14 protein-coding genes are annotated in these 13,942 nt (G+C 26.9%); 4 read left to right on the top strand and 10 right to left on the bottom strand.

Annotated elements, in window-relative coordinates; translation table 11 throughout:
- Nucleotides 1–181: 181 nt before the first annotated feature.
- The 3 genes from aroE (at nucleotide 182) to Q1X91_RS11425 (ending at nucleotide 2,766) form a co-directional block, all read left to right on the top strand.
- Nucleotides 182–1,033, top strand: coding sequence for a shikimate dehydrogenase (aroE, locus tag Q1X91_RS11435; RefSeq protein ID WP_300757445.1), 852 nt, complete (start codon nucleotides 182–184; stop codon nucleotides 1,031–1,033).
- Between the two features lie 49 nt (nucleotides 1,034–1,082).
- On the top strand, nucleotides 1,083–1,823 hold the full coding sequence (aroD, locus tag Q1X91_RS11430; protein ID WP_300757442.1) for a type I 3-dehydroquinate dehydratase: 741 nt from the start codon (nucleotides 1,083–1,085) through the stop codon (nucleotides 1,821–1,823).
- Between the two features lie 88 nt (nucleotides 1,824–1,911).
- A complete protein-coding gene (locus Q1X91_RS11425) occupies nucleotides 1,912–2,766 on the top strand; it encodes a leucine-rich repeat domain-containing protein (protein ID WP_300757440.1) in 855 nt (284 codons plus the stop codon).
- Nucleotides 2,767–2,838: 72 nt separating this feature from the next.
- On the opposite strand, the gene Q1X91_RS11420 is transcribed toward Q1X91_RS11425, so the two are convergent.
- The 6 genes from Q1X91_RS11420 to Q1X91_RS11395 all read right to left on the bottom strand — a co-directional run bounded on the left by Q1X91_RS11420 (nucleotide 2,839) and on the right by Q1X91_RS11395 (nucleotide 8,385).
- Nucleotides 2,839–3,699: an amino acid ABC transporter substrate-binding protein gene (locus tag Q1X91_RS11420; RefSeq protein WP_300757438.1), complete on the bottom strand. Its 861-nt coding sequence runs from the start codon at nucleotides 3,697–3,699 to the stop codon at nucleotides 2,839–2,841.
- Nucleotides 3,700–3,743: 44 nt separating this feature from the next.
- Nucleotides 3,744–4,562, bottom strand: a complete 819-nt coding sequence (locus Q1X91_RS11415) for an amino acid ABC transporter substrate-binding protein (RefSeq protein WP_300757435.1) — start codon at nucleotides 4,560–4,562, stop codon at nucleotides 3,744–3,746.
- 275 nt (nucleotides 4,563–4,837) lie between these two features.
- Complete coding sequence (locus Q1X91_RS11410) at nucleotides 4,838–5,620, bottom strand: amino acid ABC transporter ATP-binding protein (RefSeq protein ID WP_300757433.1); 783 nt, start codon at nucleotides 5,618–5,620, stop codon at nucleotides 4,838–4,840.
- On the bottom strand, nucleotides 5,604–6,254 hold the full coding sequence (locus tag Q1X91_RS11405) for an amino acid ABC transporter permease (protein ID WP_300757431.1): 651 nt from the start codon (nucleotides 6,252–6,254) through the stop codon (nucleotides 5,604–5,606). The genes Q1X91_RS11410 and Q1X91_RS11405 overlap by 17 nt, the downstream gene beginning before the upstream one ends.
- Nucleotides 6,255–6,382: 128 nt before the next feature.
- Nucleotides 6,383–6,988: a hypothetical protein gene (locus Q1X91_RS11400; RefSeq protein WP_300757430.1), complete on the bottom strand. Its 606-nt coding sequence runs from the start codon at nucleotides 6,986–6,988 to the stop codon at nucleotides 6,383–6,385.
- 5 nt (nucleotides 6,989–6,993) lie between these two features.
- Nucleotides 6,994–8,385, bottom strand: coding sequence for an AAA family ATPase (locus Q1X91_RS11395; RefSeq protein ID WP_300757428.1), 1,392 nt, complete (start codon nucleotides 8,383–8,385; stop codon nucleotides 6,994–6,996).
- 184 nt (nucleotides 8,386–8,569) lie between these two features.
- On the opposite strand from Q1X91_RS11395, the gene flgG reads away from it, so the two are divergent.
- Nucleotides 8,570–9,364: a flagellar basal-body rod protein FlgG gene (flgG, locus tag Q1X91_RS11390; RefSeq protein WP_300757426.1), complete on the top strand. Its 795-nt coding sequence runs from the start codon at nucleotides 8,570–8,572 to the stop codon at nucleotides 9,362–9,364.
- 49 nt (nucleotides 9,365–9,413) lie between these two features.
- On the opposite strand, the gene Q1X91_RS11385 is transcribed toward flgG, so the two are convergent.
- The 4 genes from Q1X91_RS11385 to Q1X91_RS11370 form a co-directional block, all read right to left on the bottom strand.
- A complete protein-coding gene (locus tag Q1X91_RS11385; RefSeq protein ID WP_300757424.1) occupies nucleotides 9,414–9,974 on the bottom strand; it encodes a lytic transglycosylase domain-containing protein in 561 nt (186 codons plus the stop codon).
- Between the two features lie 140 nt (nucleotides 9,975–10,114).
- The gene (gene dapF, locus Q1X91_RS11380; RefSeq protein WP_300757421.1) at nucleotides 10,115–10,954 is read right to left on the bottom strand and encodes a diaminopimelate epimerase; all 840 of its coding nucleotides are present in this window, start codon (nucleotides 10,952–10,954) and stop codon (nucleotides 10,115–10,117) included.
- A 522-nt stretch (nucleotides 10,955–11,476) separates the two neighbouring features.
- A complete protein-coding gene (locus Q1X91_RS11375; protein WP_300757419.1) occupies nucleotides 11,477–12,583 on the bottom strand; it encodes a SpoIID/LytB domain-containing protein in 1,107 nt (368 codons plus the stop codon).
- Between the two features lie 185 nt (nucleotides 12,584–12,768).
- Nucleotides 12,769–13,770 (bottom strand): NADP-dependent oxidoreductase, encoded by a 1,002-nt coding sequence (locus Q1X91_RS11370; RefSeq protein ID WP_300757416.1) that lies wholly within the window; start codon nucleotides 13,768–13,770, stop codon nucleotides 12,769–12,771.
- Nucleotides 13,771–13,942 lie beyond the last annotated feature (172 nt).

Below are 13,942 nucleotides of genomic sequence, written 5' to 3'. Positions count from 1 at the left end.
AGCTATTCCTTTTTGTTTGTTGTGATAATTTAAATTATAAGGAATACCTCCTTTTTTTAAACTAAAACTGTGCAATATCTATGGCTCTTAAACAAATAATTAAAAATGTATTAATTGACAATAATAAAAATTATATTATTATAATAGCAGAATTTTTTATATTTTATAAGGTTATATATTCATGAAAATAAACTCTTCAACTATACTCACTGCATTATTCGCTTCTCCATGCCGACATAGTATATCGCCTATTATGCATAATGAAGCCTTTAATAAACTTAATCTTAATTATGCTTATTTGGCTTTTGAAGTAGATAAAAATAATTTAAAAGAAGCTGTAAACTCTATAAAAACATTAAATATGAGAGGCGTAAATCTGTCAATGCCGAACAAAAAAGAAGTGATTAAATATCTTGATAAAATATCAGAGGCTGCCGAACTAACCCAAAGTGTTAATACTATAGTTAATGATAATGGAATACTCACAGGATACTCTACAGATGGAGAGGGGTTTATAAAATCATTAGAAGAAGAAAATATATTTATAAAAAATAAAAATATCACAATACTAGGTACTGGAGGAGCTTCTATAGCTATAATATCAGAGGCTGCTTTATACGGAGTAAAAGAGATATACGTTTTTAAAAGAGATACAAACTGGAGCGAACAAAAAAAGATTATTGATAATATAGCAGAAAAGACTAACTGCTCTATAGAACTATTTTCACTTGAAAATAAAAATATTTTAAAAAAGAAAATAGATAACAGCAGCATATTAATTAATGCCACAAGTGTTGGTATGAAAGAAGATGTTTCTTTAATAGAAGATAAAACTTTTTTTAGATCTGATTTAGTAGTAAGCGACTGTATATATAGTCCTGCAAAAACAAAATTACTTCAAATAGCTGAGAGAGAAGGATGTAAAATAATAAACGGTATGGGAATGTTACTATATCAAGGAGCATTAGCTTTTGAGCTTTGGACTAATGAAAAAATGCCTGTAGAATATATAAAAAATATTATATTTAAATAAATATAATAATATAAATTACTAAGTATACGTAAATAAGAGTATTTAGAAAATGGAAAATATAGTAAAAGTTAAAAATATAAAATTAGGAAGCGGATCTCCAAAAATATGTATACCTATAGTAGAAAAAAATGAAAAAGATATAATAAAATACATAAAAGAAATAAACAAACTTCCTGTTGATATTATAGAGTGGAGGGCAGATTTTTTTATAGATGATGCCTCAAATTTTGATTATATAATATCCATATCGAATGAAATAAAAAAAACAACAAACAAGCCTGTATTATTCACATTAAGAAGTATAAAGGAAGGCGGAAATATAAAATATAATAATTCTATAATAGATTTATATGTAAGCATTATAGAAAATAAATGTTTCGACTTAATAGATTTAGAATTATTAACATTAAAAGATGATAATATAAAAAAATTAATAAAATTATCAAAGGCAAACAATATAAAAACAATAATATCAAATCATGATTTTAATAAAACACCTTCAAAAAAAGAAATAATATCAAGAATAAAAAAAATGATAAAATTAAAATGCGATATAGCAAAAGTAGCATATATGCCAAAAACAAAAAAAGATGTAATAACACTATTAGATGCTTCAAATGAAATAAAAGATTTTCCTATAATAGCTATATCTATGGGAGAGCTTGGAATTATAAGCAGAATATTCGGATCCATACTAACATTTGCCTCAGCTAAGCGTTCATCAGCACCAGGTCAATTAGAGGCTATGAAACTTAAATATATTTTAGACAGCATTTATACAAAAAATTAAATTTTTTATATTTTTTCATATCAATGACAAAATCTGTCATACCCTCCTACTATAATCATAATATATGATTAAAAAAAGGAGAATGATTATGAAAAATATATCATCAAAAAATAATAATGAAATAATAAACAATAAACTAAAAGCATTATATGATTTCTTTGAAAAAAATAATATAACTAAATTAAAAAGCTACAAAAAAGAAGACTTATTAAATATCAAAGACTTGGATTTAAGCAGTCTTAAACTTAAATATATACCAGATGAAATAAGTATATTAACAAATCTTAGACATTTAGATATATGTAATAATGATATAGATAAATTTCCAGAATGTATATTATCGCTAGAAAATTTAAAATATATTGATATTAGCTTTAATAAAATAAAATCAATACCTAAAAAAATTACAGCTTTACAAAATGTAGAAGAAATAGATATATACAATAATCTATTAAAAACTTTTCCTAAAGAAATATTTGAACTAAAAAAATTAAAAACTCTTAATCTGTCTGGATATTCATTAAATGAAATTCCTAATGAAGTATTTTCTTTGTCAAGATTAGAAGAATTAGATATATCAAATAACAATATAGAAAATATATCTAATAAGATTTCAAAATTAACTAATTTAAAAAAACTTTATATCAATAATAATAAAATAAAATCTATTCCTAAAACAATAACAGAACTTCCAAAATTAAAAATTTTATCACTGCTAGATAATAATTTGAAAGTTATAAGTAAGTATATAGGAAATATCAATACTTTGGAAGAGTTCTATTTCAGCAGCAGTTCATTAATAACTATAGAAAATGATTTTTATAATTTAGAAAATTTAAAAAAGCTCTATATAAAAGGAAACTTATCATCTTTACCTAGTGAAATTTATAAATTAAAAAAATTAAAATATTTATATATAAACGGTATGATATATAATAGATAATATATTTTTTATTCATAAAAAATAAGACAAGAGTATATATTACCCTTGTCTTATTATTATAATATCTATTATCTATGGCTGCTTTATAATTAAATCTTTGTTAAACCATTTTACTGATATATTAGAGGCAGTTCCGTCAGCTTTTATCTCATCTAATATCTTATCAATTTCCTCTAAAAGTTTTTTATCAGATTTTTTGATTCCTACAGCATATAAACCGTCTGTAAAAGGAGTACTATATACTATAGTAAAAGGAGCATTTTTTTGAGCTATATAATACTCAGCAAACACATCGTCTATTATCACAGCATTTAATCTCTCATTTTGCAAATCAGCAAGTGCATCAATATTTCCATTATACTGACGCAATTCTTTTATCTGTGAAACTATAGGGTGATTTGCTATTTGCTCATAATTACCGCCGTACTGAACGCCTACAACTTTACCAGCCAAATCATCTATTGAATTAATGCTCTCATCACCATTATGTTTAACAATAATAAGCATATTATTCAAATATGGTTTTGAAAAATTCATGTGCAATTTTCTTTCGTCATTGATATTAAGACCATTCCAAAGAACATCTATTTCACCATTAGTTAAAATGGCTGTAGAGTTACCCCAATCTATAGGTTTAGTTTCAAGCTGAACTCCCATACGTTTAGTAACCTCTCTTGCTAAATCAATATCAAATCCAACTATTTCGCCGTTATCTCCTACAAATCCCATTGGAGCAAAAGTATCATCTAAACCAAGTACCAATTTTCCTGCATTTTGTACTCTTGATAGAGAATTATCTTCTTCCTGAACTTGTATCTCATCTTCTTTAACAATATCAAAATTATTTAAAGGCTGATTTTTATTATCTTCTTTAGAACATGAAACAGTAAATAATAAAAAGAAAGCCAATATAATAACCGATGTTTTTTTCATTTTTATTTTTCTCCATAATAAATAAAATATTAAAGATATAATTTTTATTTCAAAACTATATCTTTAGCAAACCATTTCTGAGATATTTCAGCAGCCTTACCATCAGATTTCATCTCATCTAATATTCTGTCAACCTCTGCTAAAAGTTTTTCATCACTTTTTCTAAATCCAACACCATATAATTCTTCTGTTAAAGGACTATTATCAACTACAACAAAAGGTGCTTTCTTTTCTGATATATAATACTGAGCAGCTACTTCATCTATAATAACAGCATCTATTCTTTTAGCCTGCAAATCCAAAAATGCATTTACATTAACATCATATCTGCGTATTTCTTTAGCATTCTTACTTGCAGGATCAGCAGTTAATGCTTCATCATTACTTCCAACCTGAACACCCAATACTTTTCCTGCCAAATCATCTTTAGAATTAATAGAAGCATCATCAATGGCTTTTACTATAACAAGTCTGTTATTAAGATAAGGTTTAGAAAAATTAATTTGCTGTTTTCTAGCGTCATTGATAGTAACACCATTCCAAAGCACATCAACATCGCCTTTATTAAGACTTAATATTGAACTAGACCATTCTATTGGTTTTATCTCTAATTCTACGCCAAGTCTTGAAGCAACTTCTTTGGCTAAATCAATATCAAATCCTACAACTTCTCCGTTTTCATCTCTAAAACCCATCGGAGCAAAAGTATCGTCCAAACCTAATACTAATTTACCAGCATCTTTTACCTTTTGAAGAGAGTTGTCCTCTTTTACTTCTGAAGTGTTATTAGTGCTTGCTGAATTATTACAGCTTATAATAACTGCAAAAGAAGCTAATAATAAAAAAGTTAATATACGTTTCATAGTTTTTTCTCCTTAAGAAATTTTTTATAATATTTTAATTAGCTTATAAAATTAGCTTATAATTAAAGACTTTTAATGATTGTTAGTAAAATGAAATGATAAAAAAAGAGTATAAGAAATATTGTATAAATAATAATTATTCATAAGTAACTCCATAACCTACTTCATTACTGTGTATTGTAATACTATTTAAGAAAATGTCAACATTTATTTGAAAATTAATTTCCAATTTTTGATTTATAGTAAAATAACTAATAAAATAATTATACAAAATATTATTTATGAAATATTTTATTTAAGAAATCTTTAATCCTATCATTACTCTGATTATTAAAAAAATTATCCGATGTATCCATAGCTATAATTTTTCCTCCGTCCATAAAAGCAATATTTGTAGAAAGTTCTCTTACAAAACTTATTTCATGACTTACAACAATCATAGTCATTTTTTCTTTAGCAAGCTCTTTTAATACAGATAAAACTTCACCTATTAATTCTGGGTCTAATGCCGATGTAGGCTCATCGCAAAGAAGTATTTCTGGTTTCATAGCCAAAGCTCTCGCAATAGCAACTCTTTGTTTCTGTCCGCCTGATAATTCATTAGGATAACTGTCTTTTTTATGTTTAAGTCCTACGCTATCTAAAAGTTTTAATGCATTCTCTATAGCTTCATATTTATTTTGCTTCTTTACTATGATAGGAGCTTCTATTATATTTTCTAATGCCGTTTTATGAGGAAATAGATTAAAATGCTGAAATATCATTCCTATTTTTTCCTTTCGTTTCATAAAATCAGCATGATTAATATTTAATGCCTTCTCCCCTTCCCTCTTGCAAAATAAAACTTCATTATCTATATAAACCTCTCCATAATCTGGTTCTTCTATCTGTATGATATTTCTTAATAGAGAACTCTTACCAGCTCCTGAAGGTCCTATAATAGAAAGTATATCACCTTTATTAACTGTAAATGATACTCCGTTTATAGCAGGAGTGTCTTTATAATGTTTTTTTATATTTACAACTTTCAAATTAGTTTCTTTAGTTTCTAATGACATATTTCTTCTCCAATTGTCTGAATACAAGAACCAAAACAGAAGTAAAAAGCAGGTATATAATGGCTGCTATAAAAAATGGAAGTAATTTATAATCTCTTGTAAGTATCTGCCTTGCATGAAGCATTAAATCTCCTATACCCAATACTATAACCAAAGCAGTATCTTTTATTAAGTTAATAGCCTCATTAGAAAGCGGAGGAAGTACTCTCCTTATAGCCTGAGGAAGTATTATTCTAGTCATAATCTGTCTGTAGCTTAAATTAAGAGCAAAACCAGCCTCATACTGACCTTTCTCTATACTCTCAATACCAGCTCTGAATATCTCCATAAGATAAGCAGAATAATTAAGTATAAAAGTTACCGCAGCAGATGTAAAAGCTGGGAAAGCTATCATATTATTGGTCATAAGAGGAAGTCCGTAATAAAAGAATATTAGCTGAAGTATTAGAGGAGTTCCTCTGAATATCCAAGCATATATATCAAAAATATACCTTACAAACTTTGGGGCACTAAACTGCAATGCCGCAAAGAGCATAGATAATGGAAGAGAAAATATTGCCGTTACAAAGTAAAGGCATAAAGTGGTGTATGTTCCTTTTAATAGGTATAAAGTAGTAGATATTACATAATCCATAAATAAAGCCAATAAATATAAAAGTTAATTGAAATGTCATTATAATACTATTTGTAAAAATATCAATAAGAAAAATATATAAAGAATTATTTACAGTATATTTAATAAACTAAATCATAATAACAAAATTAAATGATTATTTCTTTTTCTAAACTTATGCTATACTTTTTAATATCTAATGTATTAGAATTGAATGGATAAATTGGAAGAAATATATTATTAATAATTTTATTTTTAGATAATAATTGTCTTTCAATTATTTTATCTTTTTTCTTATTTGTACTATTTGTATTTTCTTTATTAGATGAATTATTAAAATTATTATATATCAGATAAAACTTTATATTTTCTATATCATTAGAGTAAGCTAAAAAAATAGCTCTTATTCTCAAATATGCCCCTAAGAACTGTTTATGAAGTTCTTTCAAATCATCATCATGAACATCATTTTTTAATTCTATTATATGCAAATCAAATTTATCATTTTTATTTTTATTTATAATAACAGCATCAGCACATTTATTCATTCTTAAATGGTTAAATTTTTTATTGCCTTCTATATCCGAACTGCAAATAGATTTAGAACTTAATTTTATACTGCATTCCATATTTGAGTTTTCATCTTTTATAGTAAAAATATCTTCTATAATGTCAATTTTACACATGGTATTATCAAATAAATATCTTTGATTATCTATAAAAGGAGTATTATAAAGTTTATTAAAATCGTCCATAATCATTAATTTTCATTTATTGCATCATATTCCAAAGAGGCATTATTTATATATTTATGAAATGTTTCTATATAAAATCCTGTTTCTCTCTCACCTTTCAATTCTTTTATAGTTGTTATATCATTATCATCAGTATCAAATTGATATATCCTAATTTTTTCTATATCTATAGTGTCATCTTCTGTATATGAATACTCTTTTAATATTTGACTTTTTTTATTCTCATCTATACTATGAAGAACTGCCATATTATTTATATGTTCCAATATTGTGTCGCTATGAGTGGATATTATAACATTTCTTTTTTTATTAACTAAGTTTATTAATACACGAGCTAATTGTTTCTGCAATTTTAAATGCAACGATAATTCTGGCTCCTCAATAAATAAATCACCTGAAATAGAATAATATTTCAAAAATAAATATAATGGTGCTACTTCTGTAATAACAGCAGAACATAAATGCATAGGTACTTTCAAATCTTTGTTATTCGGCTGATAATACATAGCATTTGTCTCTTCATTAAGATTTATTTTACCTTTTAGTATATTGTTTTCAAGTATTTCTATTATATCTTTGTAATTGTCATTTTCTTCATAAATATAAGATAAATCTATTAAACTATTAATAAAATCTATAATAGGTTTCTGAAATAGAGTTTTTTCTTTTTTATCTCCAATACTAAATTGATGCATATTTGATATTTTTGATAATTCTTTATATGTTAATAAAAAACCTGTTCTTGATGTAGGTAAAAATTTTAACCCCAAAAAATAAAAATTATTTTCTAATATACTACAAAGTATACTCCTAATAACAAATAAATAATTAGTACCATATTTAATAAAAGTTTGGGAAATACGATTTATTTTAAAATAAAAACAATTTTCTTTGGTAACAAAAATATTAAAAAAATAATTTGAATAATCAAAATATATACTTTCTAAATTTATTATATGCTCATTATCGTTAAAAATAAATTTTAAAATTTCTGTTTTATATTTATTCAATAGTTTATTTAAAAGATTATAAAATATATTCAGCTCATCTTTTTGTAATAAATTATACTTTGTTTCTATGCTATTAAAATTATTTTTTACATTATCACTAACATAATCAAGTACATTTTCTATACTTTCTATTTTATCGTTTATTTTTGTATATTTATCGATTATATCTTTAATTTTTTTATACTCTTCCAAGCTGAAAATGAATTCTTTATCCTTAAGAATAATATCAGTAATATCTTTACTATATTTCATCAAACCGTATATCAATGTCATCAAATAGCTTTTTCCGCTGTTATTATCACCTACAAAAAGTATAAAATTAGAAAGCTCTATTTCTGCCTCTTTAATCTTACCGAAATTTTTAATTATTAGCTTGGAATATGACATTTTCAAAATACCTTTTTTAATTTATATTATTTTATAACAGAATTTTATCTTTAACAAGTATTTTACTATCAAAACAGTATTAAAAGAACTTAACATAATATTTTTTATATAAATTCTATAAAGCAATTTTTGTAATTACCGAATATATAGTATAATAAATTTATAAGATAATGGAGTGTATTATATGGTACGTTCTTTATGGACAGCAGCAAGCGGCATGAACGGTATGCAATTTAAAACTGATACTATAGCCAATAACCTTGCCAATGTTAACACTATAGGATATAAAAAAGTAAGAGCTGATTTTGAAGATTTAATATATCAAAACTTAAAAATACAAGGCACACCAGCTACAGAAGATACAGTAAGACCTGTAGGACTTCAAACAGGACTTGGTGTAAAAAGTGCTTCTACACAAAAAATGTTTGATCAAGGTTCGCTACAGGCAACAGGAAATAAACTTGACTTGGCATTGGAAGGAGAAGGTTTCTTTCAAGTATTAATGCCGGACGGCAGTGTTTCATATACTAGAGACGGATCTTTCAAAATTGATGCTAACGGTCAAATGGTTACTTCAAACGGATACAGACTAGTACCAGAAATAGTATTTCCAGAAAACTTTTTGTTAGAGCAAATATCTATATCAAGAGAAGGTGTCGTATCTGTAAAAATAGGCGATGAAAATGATCCTGTAGAAATAGGTCAAATTACACTTCATAGATTTATCAATCAGCCAGGGCTTCTTTCTATAGGCGATAACTTGTATAAAGAAACTATAGCAAGCGGACCTGCTTTTGAAGGAGAACCTGGTGCTAACGGATTTCCTAGAATACATCAAGGCTTCGTTGAAATGTCAAACGTTAAAGTAGTTGATGAAATGGTTGATATGATTGTAGCACAAAGAGCATATGAGATGAACTCTAAAGCAGTACAAACAAGCGATAACTTACTTGCTACTGTTGTAAACTTAAAAAGATAATTTTTTACATAACTAGTAATTATATATAAGAGGTCTTGATATTATTATATTATTCAAAGACCTCTTTTCTGTATATATTGCCATATGAACTTTCATCTTTTACATAAAGACTAACCATATTAGTATATTCATATCTTATACTTTCAGCATAAGATTCTCCGTATTCATTATAATTATTTCCTGCATTATAATATCTTAAAGACTTTATTATATCACCATCAAATCTATCTAATAGTTTATCTATAAATCTTACACCAAGTATAATATTATCTCTTGCATTATATCTGTTTAATGAAGGATCAACATCTTCATTAGCTATAGGAGTTATTTGACAATATCCGTATGCATTCTTTTTGGATAAAGCTGTAGGAATAAAGCTGCTTTCAACTTTTATTAAAGCAACCATTAAAAGAGGGTCTACATTATAATTAACACAAACATCAAAAACATCTTTTATAAACCAAAAATCCTGATTATAATGATTTGAAACATCTTTTATTAAAGTAACCCAATTATCAGAAGGAAAAGAATAATCATTTATATTAAAATTATGCGTTTCCAAATTTAAATTACAAAGAAATAAAGCCAATATTATAACCGTTCTTTTCATACACCCCCTCTTATTTAAAAGATAAGTTATATATAAACTGCTAAAAAGCAATTAGTATATACTTTAAAATTAACATTTTTTTTTAAATGTCATAACAAAATGCAATTTTTTTACATTATATTTAAATTTTTATACATTTTTTACAATTCAATAGAGCCTTCAAAACAGTATCTAGCTTCACCTTTCATAAATACAGTGTTATTTTCATATCTTAATATTAAATCGCCTCCCAAAAGATGATTAAGTATAATATTATCTGTTCTTTTGCTTATAAATCCAGCAACGCATACAGCAGAAGCACCAGTACCGCAGGCTAAAGTTTCAGCACTCCCCCTCTCCCAAGTTCTTTGCCTAACTTCACCCCTATTTATAACCTCTACAAACTCTACATTAGTCCTGTTTGGAAATATAGGGTTGTTTTCAATATAGCTTCCTATATCAGCAATATTCATACTAGAAACATCATCTGCAAATATAACAGTATGAGGATTTCCCATAGAAACGCAGGTAAAATAGTATGTTTTACCATTAAAAGTTATAGGTTCATCTATTATCACATCTTTATCTATAGTAGTAGGTATCTTTAAGCCCTCAAGTATAGGAGAGTCCATATTTATTTCAACACTGTCAACCTCATCATCTTTTATAAAAAGTTTTGCGTCTAATATACCTCTTAAAGTTTCTATTTTCATAGGATTATTCTTACTAATATTTTTATCATAAGCATATTTGGCAACACATCTTATACCATTACCGCACATCTCACTTTCAGAACCATCATAATTAAACATTCTCATTTGAACATCTGCTCTATCAGAAGGCATTATCAGTATAATTCCGTCAGCACCTATAGAATAATGCCTATGACTTAATATAGGAGAATATTTCATAGCATCTTCTACTGTAAACTTTTCTTTGAAACAATCTATATAAATATAATCATTTCCTATTCCATGCATTTTTGTGAAATTCAATGTCATAATAAAAAACCTCAAATAATTTATTATATTCTATAATATAATCAAATTTAAGTAAATGTTTTATAATTGTATATTTTATATTTTAGTATATACCTAAACAAATATGATTTGTCAAATTTTAATTATTTATAGATGTAATGATAACTTATAAATAGTATAAAGTATTATTTAGCATTAATAAGATAAGTTTAAAATGTATTATAATAACTATATCTTAGTTAAAAAATGCAGTCCTTCGCGACAGCGGGCTGTACCTGCTTCTTTTGGTCACCACCAAGTAGGTGCCTTGCCTACGGCACGCAGAGCAGACGGCAAAAGAAGCTGGAGTTGCCGACACCAAAGGTGGACTTCGTCGGCATGCAGAGCGGGCACGACTGTGTGCTTCGCAGGGCTAGTCCCAGAAAATAATAAAAATATAAAAACTAATTTTGACAAAATATAGTTGTTTTAGGTATATAATAACAAAAAAGGCTTGCATTAAAATTAATTAATACAAGCCTTTAATTTTATCTAGTTATAAATTTATTTTCCCCAAACATCAGGTTCAAATTCTTTGTTAACTCTATTATAATCAACAATATCAATACCATTATAATAGAACTTCAAAATTTCTTTGTAGTCTTTTTTAACCTGAGCCATACCGTAAGCACCCCATTGACACATACCTACACCATGTCCGCTTCCTTTACCAGTTATTATTATACCATTATCCACTTTTTTAATAGTAAAATTAAGTGATGGTACTAGTTTAGGAGAAAGTGTAGTTCTGAAATCTCTTGAAGTAATATCGCTGTCATCTATTTTAATATTAGTAGCTTTTCCAGATTTAGGATCGGTACTAATACCAATAGAAGATTTTTCGCTTGCATGTACAGAATAATTAGCTAAATCATTATTAAGTTCATTATAGCTTAAAGCATTAGTCCAAGGTTTAATTTGAGCATTGCAGTAAGGGCAAGAAACACCTTCCAAATAAGGCACAGCTACACCGAATACATTTTCAGCACTATCAGTATGTCCGCCGCATAAAGCACTGAAATATGTAGCTATAACTTTACCTTTATAAACAGCAATCTCATATCTTGTTCTGTCAACAGCCTGTTCAACAGACCAATTCATTTTTTCTTTGCCGTTATAAACCTGATATTTTGTAGTGTTATCAACATCAAAAGGAAGTTTATTAGCATTTTTTAATATATGATACATTGCATAAGTGCGGGCTGCAACTGCCTGAGCTTTTAATGCTTCCATAGGCCAATCTGGAGACATCTCATGAGGTAAAACACCTTTAACATAGTCTTCAATATTAAGCTCATTAACTACTATCATAGTATCATTATATGGAATAAACATTAAAGAACCATAATATTCTTTTCCATTTAAAGTAAATCCGTCTTGTGTTTCAAAGACTATACCCTCTTTATAAACTCCTACTTCATTAACTTTTAAACCTAATCTGTTTTCTACAACCATTACAGTTTCATTAGTTAGAGCTGATATTATTTCGCTTTCATATTTGTAATTGTATGCTTTATAAGGACCTTTGATATTAATAGTATATGGAGCTTTTACATCTGTTAATTGTACTCTGATGATATTTTGATTTGCAAATGCATATATACTATTCATTGCAAATAACACTAGCAATAAAAAGAAATACTTTTTGACTCCCATAATTTTAACGCCTCCTTGCTGTAAATAAAATTATTCGCTAAAATTATCGGCTATTTAAAAACTTGCTTTACAATATAATTTTATATGGTTTTATTAAATTATACTGCATGCAAGTCTATTTTATTTTTTATTAAAAATAATTACATAGATATAATTATCTTACCTTCTATACCGCCTTTAGACATAGTTTTAATAGCTTCTGCAGTGTCTTCGATATTAAATACTTTAGAAAATATTTTAGGCTTTATATTTTTCTCTTCTGCTATTTTTGTAATTTCTTTAAGCTGTGTTCCATCAGCTCTTACAAACATAAATCTATACTCTTTTCCTTCTTTCATAGCTTTTTTGTCGTATTTAGAGCCTGCCAAAGAAAATAAAGTTCTTTTTAAGAAAGGAAATTGATTAACTTCAGCAAATTTTTTATTAGGGCTAGTTCTTAAACTCAAAATACGTCCGCCTTTCTTTAACACTGATAACTCTTTGTCAAACTCTTTTGCCCCAAGAGTATCAATAACATAATCAGCTTCTGAAACTAACTCCCAATAATTTTCTTTACGGTAATCAATATATTTATCAGCACCCAAACTTATAAAATGCTCTTTTGATCTCTCATTACCAGAAACAATAACATTCAGTCCGAAATATTTAAAAATAGGAACGGCCATCTCTCCGAAACTTCCAGAGCCTCCGGTTATTAAAACAGTTTCACCAGATTTAGCTTCTAATTCTTCTTTGAGTGCCTGATAAGCTGTGAGTGCTGTAAGAGGTATTGCTGCCGCTTCAATAAAACTGCAGTTATTAGGCATAGAGGATAAAAACTTACTATCTACTGCAGTATAATCAGCAAAAGCACCTATTTTTTGTATGGGCATACGAGTATAAACTTTATCTCCTACATTAAAATCTTTTACATTTTTACCTATCTTTTCAACCACACCAGAAAACTCATTTCCTAATGTAAGAGGCATTTTATAATCCTGTATGAGTCTTACACTGCCTGTTAATATTAATATTTCAAGCGGGTTTACTGCAGCCGCCTTTACATTAACTAACACTTCATCATCAGTGATTTCTGGTATTGGTATATCTCTAATCTTTATATCAATATCTTTTGAATATCTATCAATTTGTGCTGCTCTCACAATATCTCCTAAATTTTAATTTGAAAGATTTTATAATATTTTTTATATAAATCAATATAAAATATTATGCAATAATGTTTAAGAGCCATAGATATTGCACAGTTTTAGTTTAAAAAAAGGAGGTATTCCTTATAATTTAAATTATCACAACAAACAAAAAGGAATAGCTATG

Source organism: uncultured Brachyspira sp., assembly GCF_949287625.1.
GTDB lineage: Bacteria > Spirochaetota > Brachyspiria > Brachyspirales > Brachyspiraceae > Brachyspira.
This window is presented reverse-complemented; position numbering and strand designations above follow the sequence as displayed.

Bases quoted from the DNA above. Each gene is read 5' to 3' on its own strand.
- Q1X91_RS11415 (WP_300757435.1), bottom strand. From the start codon at position 4,562: ATGAAACGTATATTAACTTTTTTATTATTAGCTTCTTTTGCAGTTATT.
- Q1X91_RS11375 (WP_300757419.1), bottom strand. From the start codon at position 12,583: ATGAATAGTATATATGCATTTGCAAATCAAAATATCATCAGAGTACAA.
- Q1X91_RS11400 (WP_300757430.1), bottom strand. From the start codon at position 6,988: ATGGACGATTTTAATAAACTTTATAATACTCCTTTTATAGATAATCAA.
- Q1X91_RS11385 (WP_300757424.1), bottom strand. From the start codon at position 9,974: ATGAAAAGAACGGTTATAATATTGGCTTTATTTCTTTGTAATTTAAAT.
- Q1X91_RS11395 (WP_300757428.1), bottom strand. From the start codon at position 8,385: ATGTCATATTCCAAGCTAATAATTAAAAATTTCGGTAAGATTAAAGAG.
- Q1X91_RS11425 (WP_300757440.1), top strand. From the start codon at position 1,912: ATGAAAAATATATCATCAAAAAATAATAATGAAATAATAAACAATAAA.
- Q1X91_RS11420 (WP_300757438.1), bottom strand. From the start codon at position 3,699: ATGAAAAAAACATCGGTTATTATATTGGCTTTCTTTTTATTATTTACT.
- Q1X91_RS11405 (WP_300757431.1), bottom strand. From the start codon at position 6,254: ATGGATTATGTAATATCTACTACTTTATACCTATTAAAAGGAACATAC.
- dapF (WP_300757421.1), bottom strand. From the start codon at position 10,954: ATGACATTGAATTTCACAAAAATGCATGGAATAGGAAATGATTATATT.
- aroD (WP_300757442.1), top strand. From the start codon at position 1,083: ATGGAAAATATAGTAAAAGTTAAAAATATAAAATTAGGAAGCGGATCT.
- flgG (WP_300757426.1), top strand. From the start codon at position 8,570: ATGGTACGTTCTTTATGGACAGCAGCAAGCGGCATGAACGGTATGCAA.
- aroE (WP_300757445.1), top strand. From the start codon at position 182: ATGAAAATAAACTCTTCAACTATACTCACTGCATTATTCGCTTCTCCA.
- Q1X91_RS11410 (WP_300757433.1), bottom strand. From the start codon at position 5,620: ATGTCATTAGAAACTAAAGAAACTAATTTGAAAGTTGTAAATATAAAA.